General features: G+C 31.1%; 15 protein-coding genes and 1 riboswitch. Of the genes, 4 read left to right on the plus strand and 11 right to left on the minus strand.

The annotated features are described in order from the left end of the window. Positions 1–7 precede the first annotated feature (7 nt). The 5 genes from CLOPA_RS17495 to CLOPA_RS17515 all read right to left on the minus strand — a co-directional run bounded on the left by CLOPA_RS17495 (position 8) and on the right by CLOPA_RS17515 (position 5,184). Positions 8–847: a carbohydrate ABC transporter permease gene (locus CLOPA_RS17495; RefSeq protein WP_015616765.1), complete on the minus strand. Its 840-nt coding sequence runs from the start codon at positions 845–847 to the stop codon at positions 8–10. A gap of 30 nt (positions 848–877) precedes the next feature. Continuing rightward, positions 878–1,822, minus strand: a complete 945-nt coding sequence (locus CLOPA_RS17500; protein WP_015616766.1) for a carbohydrate ABC transporter permease — start codon at positions 1,820–1,822, stop codon at positions 878–880. A gap of 67 nt (positions 1,823–1,889) precedes the next feature. Further along, on the minus strand, positions 1,890–2,741 hold the full coding sequence (locus CLOPA_RS17505; RefSeq protein WP_015616767.1) for an amidohydrolase family protein: 852 nt from the start codon (positions 2,739–2,741) through the stop codon (positions 1,890–1,892). A 53-nt stretch (positions 2,742–2,794) separates the two neighbouring features. Further along, the gene (locus tag CLOPA_RS17510) at positions 2,795–4,078 is read right to left on the minus strand and encodes an ABC transporter substrate-binding protein (protein ID WP_015616768.1); all 1,284 of its coding nucleotides are present in this window, start codon (positions 4,076–4,078) and stop codon (positions 2,795–2,797) included. A gap of 113 nt (positions 4,079–4,191) precedes the next feature. Beyond that, positions 4,192–5,184: a LacI family DNA-binding transcriptional regulator gene (locus CLOPA_RS17515; protein WP_015616769.1), complete on the minus strand. Its 993-nt coding sequence runs from the start codon at positions 5,182–5,184 to the stop codon at positions 4,192–4,194. A 445-nt stretch (positions 5,185–5,629) separates the two neighbouring features. Here CLOPA_RS17515 and CLOPA_RS17520 point away from each other — a divergent pair, with 445 nt between their 5' ends. The 4 genes from CLOPA_RS17520 (at position 5,630) to CLOPA_RS17535 (ending at position 7,378) form a co-directional block, all read left to right on the plus strand. After that, positions 5,630–6,112, plus strand: coding sequence for a pyridoxamine 5'-phosphate oxidase family protein (locus tag CLOPA_RS17520; protein ID WP_015616770.1), 483 nt, complete (start codon positions 5,630–5,632; stop codon positions 6,110–6,112). A gap of 12 nt (positions 6,113–6,124) precedes the next feature. After that, positions 6,125–6,538 (plus strand): hypothetical protein, encoded by a 414-nt coding sequence (locus CLOPA_RS17525; protein ID WP_015616771.1) that lies wholly within the window; start codon positions 6,125–6,127, stop codon positions 6,536–6,538. Positions 6,539–6,600: 62 nt separating this feature from the next. After that, the gene (locus CLOPA_RS17530; RefSeq protein WP_015616772.1) at positions 6,601–6,900 is read left to right on the plus strand and encodes a DUF362 domain-containing protein; all 300 of its coding nucleotides are present in this window, start codon (positions 6,601–6,603) and stop codon (positions 6,898–6,900) included. Between the two features lie 19 nt (positions 6,901–6,919). After that, complete coding sequence (locus CLOPA_RS17535) at positions 6,920–7,378, plus strand: L-2-amino-thiazoline-4-carboxylic acid hydrolase (protein ID WP_015616773.1); 459 nt, start codon at positions 6,920–6,922, stop codon at positions 7,376–7,378. A 33-nt stretch (positions 7,379–7,411) separates the two neighbouring features. On the opposite strand, the gene CLOPA_RS23905 is transcribed toward CLOPA_RS17535, so the two are convergent. The 6 genes from CLOPA_RS23905 to CLOPA_RS17565 form a co-directional block, all read right to left on the minus strand. Continuing rightward, positions 7,412–8,140, minus strand: a complete 729-nt coding sequence (locus tag CLOPA_RS23905; protein ID WP_015616774.1) for a DUF4430 domain-containing protein — start codon at positions 8,138–8,140, stop codon at positions 7,412–7,414. After that, complete coding sequence (locus CLOPA_RS17545) at positions 8,124–10,145, minus strand: hypothetical protein (RefSeq protein WP_015616775.1); 2,022 nt, start codon at positions 10,143–10,145, stop codon at positions 8,124–8,126. The genes CLOPA_RS23905 and CLOPA_RS17545 overlap by 17 nt, the downstream gene beginning before the upstream one ends. A gap of 11 nt (positions 10,146–10,156) precedes the next feature. Further along, a complete protein-coding gene (locus CLOPA_RS17550; RefSeq protein WP_015616776.1) occupies positions 10,157–10,846 on the minus strand; it encodes an ECF transporter S component in 690 nt (229 codons plus the stop codon). Then, positions 10,843–12,468 (minus strand): ABC transporter ATP-binding protein, encoded by a 1,626-nt coding sequence (locus tag CLOPA_RS17555; RefSeq protein WP_015616777.1) that lies wholly within the window; start codon positions 12,466–12,468, stop codon positions 10,843–10,845. The genes CLOPA_RS17550 and CLOPA_RS17555 overlap by 4 nt, the downstream gene beginning before the upstream one ends. A 50-nt stretch (positions 12,469–12,518) precedes the next feature. Beyond that, positions 12,519–13,388 carry an energy-coupling factor transporter transmembrane component T gene (locus CLOPA_RS17560; RefSeq protein WP_015616778.1) on the minus strand — a complete coding sequence of 290 codons (870 nt, stop codon included), beginning with the start codon at positions 13,386–13,388 and terminating at the stop codon, positions 12,519–12,521. Positions 13,389–13,495: 107 nt separating this feature from the next. Further along, a riboswitch (cobalamin riboswitch) is annotated at positions 13,496–13,672 on the minus strand. 123 nt (positions 13,673–13,795) lie between these two features. After that, positions 13,796–14,563, minus strand: coding sequence for an ABC transporter ATP-binding protein (locus tag CLOPA_RS17565; RefSeq protein ID WP_015616779.1), 768 nt, complete (start codon positions 14,561–14,563; stop codon positions 13,796–13,798). Positions 14,564–14,632 lie beyond the last annotated feature (69 nt).

The raw sequence follows: 14,632 nt of genomic DNA on the forward strand, positions 1-14,632 counted from the left end.
AAACCTCCTATCTTCCTCCAAACCCAGTTAGCGAAATGCCTTCAATTAGATATTTTTGTGCAAAAATATATACTATTATTACTGGAATCATGGATTGGCAGGCAGCTGCCATCATTATAGGCCAATTTGTAGTAAACTGACCCTGAAATGTTACAAGTCCAATTGGTACTGTATAATTACTTTCTTTGTTTAATACTATTAATGGCCATAAAAAGCTATTCCAGGAAGACATGAATGCAAATAATCCAAGAATAGTTAATGCTGATTTTGACATAGGTAATATTATTCTTAGATATGTACCAAAAAAACCACAGCCATCAATTCTCGCTGCTTCTTCTATTTCCTTTGGAATAGATAAGAAAAACTGCCTTAAAAGAAAAGTTCCAAAAACACTAAAAAGCTGAGGTATAATAACTCCTGCTAAATTATCTGTTAAGTGCAAATATTTAACGATAATAAAGCTAGGCACAAGCATAACCTGAGAGGGAATCATTAACGCTGCAAGATATAGCAAGAAGAGCTTATCCCTTCCTGGAAATTCCAGTCTTGCAAAAGCATATGCAGATAAAGAACATAATATTATCTGTCCAATAGTTACACAAAAGGATACAACGAAACTATTGATAAAAAATCTTCCAAAGGGAAGGAGACTCCACACCTGCTTATAATTATCTAAAATAAAATGTTTTGGCAGTAAGGTTACATTCAAAGAGAAGGTCTCTTCAAGCGTTTTAAAGGAGGTTAATATCATCCAAATAAATGGTACTAGCATAATTATTCCACCAATAATTAATAGTACATATGTAGTTCCATCTGAAATAAATTTTGATTTCTTACTTTCTACCATTTTTAGCACCCACTTTTATGTTATTTTTACTCAATCATAATTCACCCATTTCTTTTGAAATTTATTTTGAAACAAGGTTATAATAAAAATACACAGAAATAATATCCATCCCAAAGCGCAGGCATAACCCATTTTATGAGATTGAAAGCCAGTATTATACAAATATAGTACCATAGTGGTTGTACTAAAATTAGGGCCACCATTAGTTAAAATATATGCTTGTTCAAAAACCTGAAAGGAATTTATCACCGTCATCACAACAACGAAAAATGTAGTAGGACTAAGCAAAGGAACTGTTATATTTTTGAATTTTCCCCATTTTGTAACCCCATCTATTTCCGCAGCTTCATATAAATTCTCTGGTATATTTTTTAGTCCACCTAGATAAATTATTACAAAGGTCCCTATCTGCCCCCATACACTCATAATGATAACTGCTATCATTGACCAATTCTTATCAGAAAGCCAGGCTGGAACATTTGAAATACCAACTTTTCTCAATGAAAAATTCAACAATCCATAATTTGTATTATAAATATATATCCAAACTAGAGATACTCCTACAAGAGACGCCACTGTTGGCAAAAAATATATGGCTCTTAAAATTTTTATACCTTTAATTTTTTGATTAAGCCCAAGTGCAATTAGTAATGACAAAACATCAATTAAAATAACAGACACAACGGTATAATATAATGTGTTTTGAAAGACTTTTGTTGCTAAAATATCATTAGTGAAAATATCAATGTAATTTTGTAATCCTACAAATTTTGCAGGTGTCAATAAATCCCATTTGTAAAAGCTGATTACAAAAGTAGAAATTATACTTAATAATATAAAAACAGTAAATCCAATAAAATGCGGTAAAATAAAAGCTATAGCATCCTTTGTTTGAGCTTTTTTATACTTTTTTTTATATTTTACTTCACTATCAAAAATCAGAAGTTTTTTATCTAATAATTTCTCATTTCTCATTTTTTCTCCCCACTTTTACGCATCGTAAACAAATAACAAGTAAGTATGCTATTTATTTTCACATGTCTTATTCCTCAAAAATTTTAGCGGCATTATTATAAAAAATATTATTTTTTTCCTCTTCTGTAAGACCAATTTTATCAAATTCACGAATCCAGTCTAATATTTCATTCTCTACTCTTTCCGTTTTGGAATCTGAACCAAATAATAATCTTTTTACGTTAATTTCTTTTTTTATATAATTACCCTCAATGATATGTCTTCTAACAACATCTCCACCTGATATATCAAAACTTACATTTCTTCTCCATCTTGCCACCGCGGCTGCTACATCATACATACCATAGCCTACATGTGCACCTATAATCTTTAATTCAGGGAATAAAGTTCCAATAGTATCTAAAGTGATAGGCTGCATTTTAGCAGATGAGGTTCCTGTTTTTTTTAATATACTTTCAAATTTTTTTACATCATTAATAAGGGCAGGACTTGTTCCACTTTCTTCTTTAAGATAATCTTCAATGCCTCCCAGTATCCCCGTATGAAATAAACAAACCATGCCTTGCTTTTCTGCTTCATCATATAGTGGAAAGTAAGCTTCATCATCATAATTCTTCTTAGGACAAATAAGTTTCAGACCTCTAAAGCCAAGCTGTTTGAATTTTTTAATGTGATCTGGTTTGCTTTCATCCAGATCTAAAAAAGCCAATCCAATAAATAGATTAGAATATTTTTTTATTGCATCTGCTGTAAGATCATTAATTATTCCAGGTCCCCCTATGAGACATGCTTTAACAATATTAATTCTGTTAAAAGTTTCAATTAAATTATAAAGATTTTTTTCAGCAGTTTTTATATTAATATTTTCACTTTGAAAAAAACTAACTGGATAATGCACATGCGTATCAAATATTTTCATAAAATCCCTCTTTTTATATTAAATCAAGGGGCAAAAGCCCCTAGATTCATTCATTATTTTGACTCTATTATTTTTTTCAATTGTGGTAATGCCTCGTTTACACTATCTTTTGCGCTCTTTTGTCCAGTCCATATAGCTTGAAAATACTGATTTGTAGCTGTGAAAAAGTCATTAGCCTTTGGAGTTGTTGGGTATGCACGGCCGGCTTTAGTCTCATCAATAAAAACCTGTGCATTATAAGATTGTTTTAAAAAGGTATCAGAATTAAGAACTTTCTTATTAGCCGGTACAATCAGCTGCGATTCAGTAAACAATTTCTGAGCATCCGGACCAGTCAAATATGACCAAAACTCCCAAGCTTCCTTTGGATGCTTTGTTTTAGATGATATGGTATAGCCTGCACCTCCTGCTACGTTTACCTTTGGATTATTACCAATAGTTGGCAAATAGGTTACATCCCATTTTAAATCAGCAACCTTAGTAAAGGATGGAATTAATGCATGATTGCCAACAATTAATCCTAATTTATTAGTTGTAAACAATTGAGAAATTTGTGATGAATCCTTTATCAATTCATATGGCGGTGCACTTTTATCCTTATTAATCAAATCTCCTAGCTTTTGAAGTGCATCTATTGCCTTTGGATCATCTAAAAGTACTTTTGTTGGATTACTATCATCGTCAAATAGCTGTCCTCCATTCATCCATGTTGTTAAGAACCAAAAGCTGGGATCAAAAGCAATTCCATATTGACTGGTAACATTGCCATCTTTTTTAGTTAATTTTTTAGATATATCAACCAACTGATCCCAGGTTAAATTTTTATCAGGATATGGTATCTTAGCATCATCAAACAGTTTTTTGTTATAAAAGAGAACTTTGGTATCATTATCTCTAGGCACGCCATAAAGTTTTCCATCATATTGGAATTCCTTTAGCTGCTCAGGATAATAATCATCAAGATTATAACCATATTTCTTTGCTAATGGAGTAATCTCTTGCAGCACACCAGTTTTAGCATAGGACACAGTATTATTTAAAAACATTACGTCTGGTGATGTACCTCCAGACCATTGTGTTTGTAGCTTTTGAAAGTAACTGCTCCAAGGAGCATATTGCTGTTCAATTTTGATATTTTTATGAGTTGCCTCAAAATCAGCTGCGATTTTCTTATCTATAGCTACCTCCCAAGGGTCACCCCAATAAGACCATACAATTGTTACTTGTTTGTCACTGCTGGAATTATTACTAGAAGACTCATTAGAGCATCCAGCTATTAAAGAAGCTATGACTATAACCAATAAAATAATAACAGATATTTTTTTAGTTTTTTTCATTTTCTCTCCCCCTTCATTTTTACAATAAATTATATTAAGTTTGGTAAAAAATACTGACTAGTACAATAATTTTTACCTTTATGTATTTAGACATCTTAAGATGCCTTAATAGCTTATTTTGTGGTTTGTCTTATTATTAATTCATGATCCAAAATCTCATCATAATTTTCTATCTTTTCATTATTCAGTATTTTAATTAGCATTTCGGTAGCGCCCTGTCCAATTTTCTTTATTGGTTGTCTTATAGTAGTTAAATGTGGTCTAAATACTGATGCTAACTCTATATCATCAAAGCCTATTAAGGAAATATCCTCAGGAACTTTATAACCAAAATCATATATACAATTGATAGCTCCAATAGCTATTTCATCACTTGCTGCAAAAACAGCAGTTGGAATTTTTTCTAACTCTAATAGTTTCTTCATGTTTTCATATCCACTTTTTACATCAAAATCACCTTGCATTATGTATCTTTCATCTATCTTCCTGCCATAATCCTTTAATGCCTTTATGTAACCAAGTTTTCTATATTCCCCTGCAGTTACGCCATTACCACATATCATAGCTACTATATTGTGTTCATTTTTTATAAAATATTTTGTTGCATCATAGGCAGCTTTTACTTCGTCAATTCTAACAGTAGGAAGTATCATACCTTTTACAGTTACACTAGCTAAAACTATGGGAATATTTCTTTCAGAAAGGAAATTTCTAATCTCCTCTTCTGTATTTTCATGCATAAGTATTACTCCATCTACTTGTCTTTCTTTAAGTATTTCAAAGTATTTATATTCCTTTTCTATGCTTTGGTATATATTGCATATTATAATGCTGTATCCATATTTTGCTGCTACTTCATCAATCCCTTCTAATGCAATAGAATGAAATTGATTACTAACATATGGAATAACTACACCTATTAATTTTGTCTGATTTAATAAAAAATTCCTTGTTATTACATTGGGAGTATAATTCATATCCTTAATTACTTTATCCACTTTTCTTCTTAATTCTTCATTAACAGGTTTACTATTATTTATTACTCTGGATACTGTAGCAGCCGACACTCCAGCCTTTCTTGCTACATCTTTAATTGTTACTATCATACTATTCCTCCTAATATCAGTTAATAGTTATCTATCCATATAATAATAAACCAATAGGTTTAATATTATATTATCAGGAAACAATTTCCTGTCAAGAAATTATTTAAAAACGTAACTATTATTAATAAGACTTGATATAAAAAAAGCTGAATTCTATTCCTAAAATAAAGAATAAAATCCAGCCTCTAGTTCCTCTAGTAAGCTAATTTATAGAATACACATTACTTCGTAATTATATAATAAATTGATTTTCATCAATCTTTAATATTATAAGACATTATTTAACCCAATTAAATTACATTTTAGTTAAATATTTCTTGACAGTGTAGTTTACATCATCTATTATTGTATTAAACATATAGGTTTACTGTATTGATATATAATATAATACTAAATTTATATACAAGTCAATTATTAAAAAAATATATCATGGGGAGTAATGATTATGGCAATTCTAACAGAGGAAATGAAAAATGTATTAAAAGTTGTAGGAAAAGGTGGAGCAGTAGTTCATCTTACCACATGCAGTAAAGGCGGAAAACCAAACATAGTAGCAGAAAGGTTTGTTACAAGTTACAAGGATGAATATATTTTGATTGCTGAAATGTTTGCCCAGAAAACTAAGGTTAACCTAAATGAAAATCCAATTGGAAGTATAACTATTGCTCATCCTGTTAAAGAACATTCTTGGGCTTTTAGAGGACCTTGCACAGTAATCAGTCATGCGGCTCCTGCAAATTATAAATGGAATGATATTATAGCTGGAGAGGTTTTAAACGAATGGGGAGATTGGGCAGCTAAAGAACCACCAGATGAGGTTCCCCCAGATATTGCACCACCTAAACTTGCACAACGCGGTATTATCGCATTAAAAGTTGAAGAAGTTTATTCTTTTGACCCTGACAATGCAGGGCAAAGAATTATATAGGGAGGCTATAATATGTCAATAAATTTAACTTCACGAATGAGCAATTGGATCAGTGAATTGGGATTACACATAGCAACAGCAACAAAAAATGGTTTTCCAACTGTTATTGTAGCTAACTCAAGTAAGGTAGAAGGAGATCTTATTATTGTTTCCTTAAAACCTAATCAAATAAAACAGATAGAAAATAATATTTTGGAAAATTCATATGTTGCAGCTGCTCCAGGTCAGTTAGGAGCAGTTCGTGCGCCATATCAATTCAAAGGATTTGCAAAATTAAAAGATTCCAATCTTGAAATTAAGGTAGAAGAAATTTATTGTACTAGACCTGGTGCCGAAGCAAGAATGCGTCTTGATACTTTGGGATATGAAGGTATGAAAGAATACGATGAAATTAGATGGAACGATAATCCTCCATCAAATACCTAAAACAAGTTAAAAAAATTAATTCATCATATTAATTGTAAAACAATAAATAAAGGGTGATTGCAATGTATTCAGGAAATGCTAAGAATAATCTTAGAGGAAAGCTTCCTAGTAAGATGCCCTGGGTAATACCAGTCAACTGTGAAGGTTGTGGAAGCTGCGTAAACAATTGCAAAACAGGTGGTCTTAAAATGATAAAAACTAACATTGACGGCGTGTATGTTCCCTGGCTAATAGAACCTGAAAAATGCAGCGGATGCGGCAGATGTTCAGAAGCTTGTGTCATGGGTGCTATTTCAATGACAAGTTATGTAGAAGACGCAATGTTTCGATTTTTAAAGCAAAAACCTATAATTTTAACATAGAGTTCCTTGGAGGTAAAATATGAGCAAGATAAGAAGTACCGATGAGCCAGTAGGTAGAATGGCAAAGCTTATGGCTGAACTTTATTACTTTATGGCTAAAGAAATGATAGATAAATTAGGAGAAGAAAAAGGAAAAGATGCTGTAAAAGATGCTGTTACAAAATTTGGCAAAGCAAGAGTAAAGCTAATGAAAGAAGAAGCAAAAGAAAAAGGTCTTAAAATTAATGCTGAAACTTATGCTATAGTAAGAGACATGCCCGGAATTTCATGGGAAAAAGACCCAAATAATCCTAATGACATAATATACTCCCCTATGCACGATATGTGGGAACAGTTAGGTGGGGAAGACATTGGCGCATTATATTGCAGCATTGATAACATATTATATGAAAACTTTAATGCAGAACTTGAAAGACCATTATGCAAAACCATCGGAGACAGCTGTTGTAGATTTATAGTCAGAAATAAAATACATTAAGGAGCATATCAAATTGCTCTGTTCTATTTATAATTAATTATCTAATGCGTCCTTCATGAATATCCATTGAATCTTATCTCCATCTTTTAAAATATAATTGGAAGACCCCACAGATGCCTTCTTACCATTAACGTAATAATTCCAGCCACTTTTTTCGCCAGCACTTTTTTCACTCTGTCCATTTATGCTTGAAAAATAAACTCCAGTTATACCAGAAGTATATCTTTTGGAAATACCTTGCCTGTTTAGTACCTCCAGAGTAACATCTGCCACAGATTTACTATTAATTTTTTCTGTAGAACTATAATTTTTACTCCCGTCCACATTATCAATTATAAAAAAATTTATCTGTTCATGATTTTCTGTAACAGTTGAACTTTTAGCTTGCTTTACATCTGATTTTATTTCTCCGCTGCTTTTATTATTTAAATTGCTGCTATTCTGTGAGTCTGGTACATGATTTAAATTTGATTCTTTACCAATATTTTTACTATCATTAATGTTGCTGCTATTATTGCTGCCGCCGCTGCTATTGGCTGAATTAATTTTATCATCTGTATTAGTTGCAGAACTTGAAGGTATTTCTGTTGATGTGATTTTACCATCGTCTTTATGATTATTTTGCTGTTTTTGTACCGTATTTTTATTTATTGATGCCTGTGCTGACTGTAAATTTATTTTCTTCTGCACATGATTTACAAGTACACTACTTACTATACAAATAAATATAATTAATGCTATTAAACTAATTTTTCTTTTCAAAGTTCTTTTCCTTCTTCCTTAAAACTACCATAAATAATGCTGCTGCTGCAATTATAAGAATCCCACAAATTAAAACCGTTGAATCAAAAATACCTTTTCGTAAATTACCATTAACTTTGTTCACTTTTGTCTTATCCTGCGCAATTTTTTCTCCAGAATTTGGATTTATAGTCATTTCTCTATTTCCTACCGTATTTTGTGTTTCATTTTCGCTTTGTGCTTTATTTTTAGTTCCACTATTAACTTTGTTAACTTGATTTTTTTTACTTGTATCTTCTGATTCTTTATTGCTAATAGGTGATTTTACTACCTGGACGTCCTTAGAAGTTGCTGCTGTTGGTTCTACTGTATTGTCTATTTTTATAGCTTTTGTATTACTACTTTTTAAATTATAGCTATAAACTGGAAGACTACTTACATCAATATTGCTGGAATAAAAATTATAACTGACAGAAGTTTTTAATTTTTGCAGAGCAATAAGTGCTCTAAGAGCTTCCTCTGTAGCTATGTAATCATCATCTCCCTTTAAATTGTGTTTATACATGCCTTTATTACCTTTAAAGGATAATAATGCTGTCACCAAATTCCCATTAGATTTAGCAAAAGGGCTTGCGCCTGGATCTATTCCTATTGAAGTAAGTCCAACTATTACCATGGAAAGTGTTTCACTTGTTATACCATTACTTGAACCAATGTAGCCACTATTATTTTCCATGTTAGAAAGAGCTTGTACAGCTTGATCAATTTTTAACTTTACTTTAATATCTTTATTATAATAAGATGCTAAAGAGCTTATAGCCATACCCGTTATGTCAGCATCCAATGAATTCCCACTTAATGACCATCCACCAGTATTGCTCAAACTTTTATTTAGAATAGCATTTACAATATCACTCTTTTTAATATTATAATTATCAGGTATGTTCGTGTAATTATAAGTAATTAATCCAAATATCAAATCATTGATTTGGAAATCATTTAATTGTCTATTATAGAGCTCACTTACTAAATTTTCACCTGCGAAATTGTAAGGATTATAACCTGCAGCTGTAATACCAATAATGTACTTTTCCAAATCCGTATTACTATAGGAAGCTTCACCATTAGAACTTATATCCTGTGACAGGTTTAATAAGAATTCTCTATTACTATTTATACCTAATTTTGACATATCTAATGCCACCCAATTATCCGAAACAGGTGCTAAAACTTTTGAAGTTGAATTTATTTCATTATTTATGTTTTCAACAATTTGATTATTATCTCTAGTTGTACTATCATAACTTGAATCAGTATAATTAAAACCTGATGCTGTCTTTCCATCCATAGTAAAACTTCCCTTATCCATTACAGCACTTGGAGGTTGTCCATTATTATATCTGCTTATTTCATATGTATGTTTTCCATTATGCAGACCTTTTATATTAATTTGCCCATTATTGTCAGTAACATAATTTTCATTGTCAATCTTTACATTTACCTTAGTAATTGGAGTATTAGTTAATGTAGGATTCCAATTACTATCATAAATATCATGATTCCAGCTAAATGTTATAGTAAATGGCTCATTCACTTTTACTATTTCAGGATTAAATTTTATTGAGTTTACAAAAGGTGTATTCATATCTTTATTACTGTAATAAAATACAATTTCATCCCCTGCTGCAGGTGTATATGGATAAGGTTGGTCTACAGTTTTCCCATCTGAATGCTTTACATAGGACATCCAACCATCATAACCGCCTTGTATACTTCCAGACTTTATATTGTCTATCTCACTAAGGTAATCTTTATTTCCAGTATACTGAATTTTATTTCTACTCAAAACATCAATAGCTGCCTGTGCAGCAGTTGTACCCGTTCCATAACCTTCCGCAATGGTTCCTGAAAGCCCTTCAATCCTCACAAGACATTTAGCTCCAGTTACCTCTGCATTTACAATATTAGCTAACCCACTACCTATCACTAGTATTAGAATAAGTACTAAACTTAAGAACTTTTTCAATGTGATTCCCCCTATAATTCATTCTTAATATATGTAATTTCAAGTCTTTTTTTAAATCTATCTAAGACTCTATAAAATTGTTGAAAGAATATTATACAAAATACAAAACTACTGGCGGCATGTGCAAGATCAAAGGTCAACCCAGATAGATAGGCAATAAAAATACTTTTTAGTGCAAGTGGTTTAATAAATCCTATTACATACCATAAATTCATGATCCAATCAAACATAAATGCAAAGATAAAACATATAACTGAAAAACCTTCTGCAGAAATATTCTTATTTTTCTTTCCAATTACACCTGAAATAAACCCCACCAATCCCCAGGAAAACATCTGCCAAATTGTCCACGGTCCTTGCCCTAAAAATATATTTGAAATAAATGCTGATGTACTTCCAATTAAAAATCCTTCATAGGGTCCAAAAATCAAACCTGAAATAGCAACAATAAATGTAGTCGGCTTTATGTTGGGGAATGGAGCAAAAGCGACCCTTCCTAGTGCTCCAATTGTACTGAGAGTTGCAATGGGAGCAATTTCTTTAGTTGCCAATTTACTTTTCTCAAAATAAAAATAACTTAAAATCAAAATAGAAAATACTCCCAGGGTTATAATCGATGAAAAATCACCTTTATATTTAAAAGTTAATAAACCCAATATTACAAATATGAATGCTGTAAATGCTGCAACTATTTTCTTCATGGCCTCTCCTCTTGAAACATCTTCATTGCTTCCTTTAAAGTGAATATATTCTTTTCATTGTTTCTAATAAGTTTATTTATAGTAGTTGTATAAAATATACCATTGGATAAAACATCACTTTTATTTCCAATTGAAACCTTTTCCCCATTAAACATCAGCAGGAATTTATTGCAGTATTCTGCAACAAAATCTACATCATGTGTTATTAAAAGTATGGTAGTACCTGCTTCATTTAAAAGTCTAAGAGTTTCACCCAGCATCTTCTTTACCTTTGTATCCAAACCTCTTGTGGGCTCATCCAGCATTAGTATTTTAGGCCTTAGCACTAAAATTGAGGCTAATGCCACTCTCTGCCTCTGGCCCGCACTTAGATCCCTAGGATTTTTATCTTTAAGCTCATAAATTTCAAGAGTTTTAAGCACCTGATCTATGGCAGCATAATTATTAATATTATGATTATCCAAAGTAAATTTTACTTCTTCATAAACCGTATCCTTAGTCAAATAGTCGCTTGGATTTTGAGATACATACCCTACAGTTTTTGAAAGTTCAGTAAGCTTGGTTTTTGACACTTCCCTTTCAAAAATTTTTATACTTCCACTATACTTATTGAGTCCCATTATGGCTTTCATTAAAGTACTCTTTCCTGCTCCATTTGACCCTAATATAGCCAGGAAATTTTTATAGTTTACAGAAAAGCTGAAATCTTTAACTGCCTGAGCTTCACCATATTTACATGTTACATTCTTTACTTTAATAATCGTTTCTCTAGCTTCAGCTTCCTTTAGTATTGGCTTATTAAATTGGAAATTCCCAATATTTTTTCTCATTTCCTTTATGCTGTCAGGTCTTCTACCAAAGTTTAAAAACCTTGCCAATTTAAGATAAGTTGGTAAAAATTCTTCAAGTTCTGTGGATCTTTCATTGTAGAATTCTTCTTTTGTTCCAAGAAACACTTTCTTTCCACTTTTCATAACCATAATCTTATCCACAGCATCAAACCATTTATCAATTCTCTGCTCAATAACTATAATTGTTATTCCAAGCTCCTCATTTATTCTTTTAATAAGCCCATACACTTCATAAGCAGTAGATGGATCAAGTTGGGAGGTTGGTTCATCTAAAATAATACAGTTTGGCATATAACTGAGTGCCGAAGTAATGGCAACCTTTTGCTTTTCTCCACCAGAAAGGGTGGTTATATCTCTATAGGCAAACTCTAATAAATTCGAATACTGCATTGCTTCAAAAACTCTTCTCTTTATCTTATCCTTGTCTATTCCAACATTTTCAAGACCAAAGGCAATTTCCCTATGCACCATATTCATAATCAGCTGTCTTTCTGGATCCTGAAATACCATAGTTATTTCCTTAGCTCTATCCATATGTTTAATATCTTTTATATGTTTCTTATTTATGTATATTTCCCCGCCTATAGTTCCTCCATAGAAATCAGGTATTGCACCTGACAGACATCTTGCAAGGGTTGACTTCCCAGATCCTGATTCTCCAGCAATTAATATAAAATCTCCCTTATTTATGGTAAAGTCTATATTATCTAAAGTTTTCTTTTTTTCTCTGGGATAGTAATAAGTCAGATTTTGCACCTTAATGTAACACATCTTAACTCTCCTTTTAACTCTCCTGTAGAATATACTGCATAAAATACTATTTAGTTATCCTCACCATATCTCTTTAAGATAAAATGGAATTCAACAGTTAGCAGCACAAGTAATACAAAAACCATAGAACTTGAAATATTCAATATATTAATTAAATTAATTTCGTAATATGCATTAAAATTGTCCATACCTAAGATTTTAAAGACTATGAATATAAGCAAAATAGAGAACACTGAAATTGAAATCAGATAGTCTGATTTTTTTAAGCATTCACTGTCATAATTTGTCCTTCTGGTACTTAAAAATCCTCTAATATAAGCTGCTTCTCCAATATCAAAAGAACTTTCTAAAGAATCTTCAAGTATTACAGAAAAAAGCGGCTTAAGGTTTCTCAATATATTTTTTAATCCTTTGGTTTCAAAATCAATTCCTCTTATACTATATATATCCTTCAAAATTTTCATTCTCTTCTGCATGAGAGGAAAAAGCTTAAGCGAAATCATCATTGTAAGTGTAGTTTTAGGTATAAGCCTAGAAAAAAATGAAACTGCCTTATCAGAATCAATCATTAATTGAAGCATTATAAATAATAAAATTACAAGTAAAAGTTTAAAGGAAAGTGTAAGAGAATATACTAATGCTTCAAGTGTAAATATTCTATTGAAAATGATAAAAATCACCTTGCTTCCCTGATTTATGAAAATAAGATTGATAATAATTGTTATTATGGCAAAAGGTATAAAATATATAATACCCCTTTTAAGGGTATTTAAGCTTTTACTACTTATAAATATATACATCATAATCACTAATGTACCTGACAAAATTAAAGGATTATCAGAACCTATGATTAAGATAAATAAAACAATATTTGTCAGTATTGATGAAAATACATGTATACTTTTTAAATTGACATTCATCTTTCCTCCTAAAAAAAATACTGAACATGAGTTCAGCAAAGTTTAAAATTCTATATACAATATAAGTATAGCAAATTCATAATTCCTTTACCTTCCCTCCGAAGGTGGAAACTTCACAAAAAGCACTAAATATCCTGACTTGTACTTCATCTTAATGATACTCTTCCCCAGAAAAAAATCCGAGTGATAATATACCCCTCATCAGTACTCACAGTAGCGGCGGCTGTTGCGGATTTAAACCGCATTCCTTAATGCCTTTTTATATTAAATTTTATATTACTTAAATACATTATTTTAATTCATGATAATTTTGTACAATAATTTGTATTCCATATTCATAGCTTTGCCTTTTATTTTAGCATAAATTACGTATATTAATATAATTATTTAATTATATTCTTAGGTCATTATATTGAATATGCAAATGGAGCTTCAACTTGATTAAAAAATTCAAGATATATTTTTCTTTTTTCACTTAAAAAATCGTTACTAACTCTATCCCTTGGCCTGGCAATATCCATTTTATATATTGATTTTATCTTTCCCGGACGGCTGGACAGCACAACTACCCTGTCTCCTAAATACGCAGCTTCTTCAATATCATGAGTAACAAGAATTATTGTTACTTTTTCCCTTTTCCATATTCTTAAAATTTCTTCCTGCATGTTAATACGTGTCATTGCATCCAATGCTCCAAAGGGTTCATCAAGTAAAAGTATTTTAGGCTTATTTACCAATGCTCTTGCAATTGAAGCACGTTGTGCCATACCTCCTGAAAGTTGGCTTGGAAGAGATTTCGCAAAACCTTTTAATCCCACAAGTTCAATGTGTTCTTGTACTAATTCATCTTTATTTTTCTGTTTATCGGGAATCCCGAATCCAATATTTTCTTCTATGGTAAGCCATGGAAATAACCTGTGATCTTGAAATACTATACCTTTATCTATAGATGGTTTTTTTATCTGCTCACCATCCAAAAGTACATTACCTTTATAGTTTGTATCAAGTCCTGCAATTATCCTTAAAAGTGTGCTTTTCCCACATCCACTACTTCCCAGTATTGATATAAATTCTCCCTCCTCAATTATTAAATTTATATCATTAAGCACCTTTAATTTTTTATTTTTTTCTTGGAAAATTTTGTTTAGTCCCTTAATCTTCAATATTTCCGACATAACAAATCACCTCTAACCTATTTTTAAATACCAGATTTATGCTGTACATAAATCAAAATAATAGTTTAA

Origin of the sequence: Clostridium pasteurianum BC1 (assembly GCF_000389635.1) — a bacterium.
In the GTDB taxonomy this organism is placed as follows: domain Bacteria; phylum Bacillota; class Clostridia; order Clostridiales; family Clostridiaceae; genus Clostridium_I; species Clostridium_I pasteurianum_A.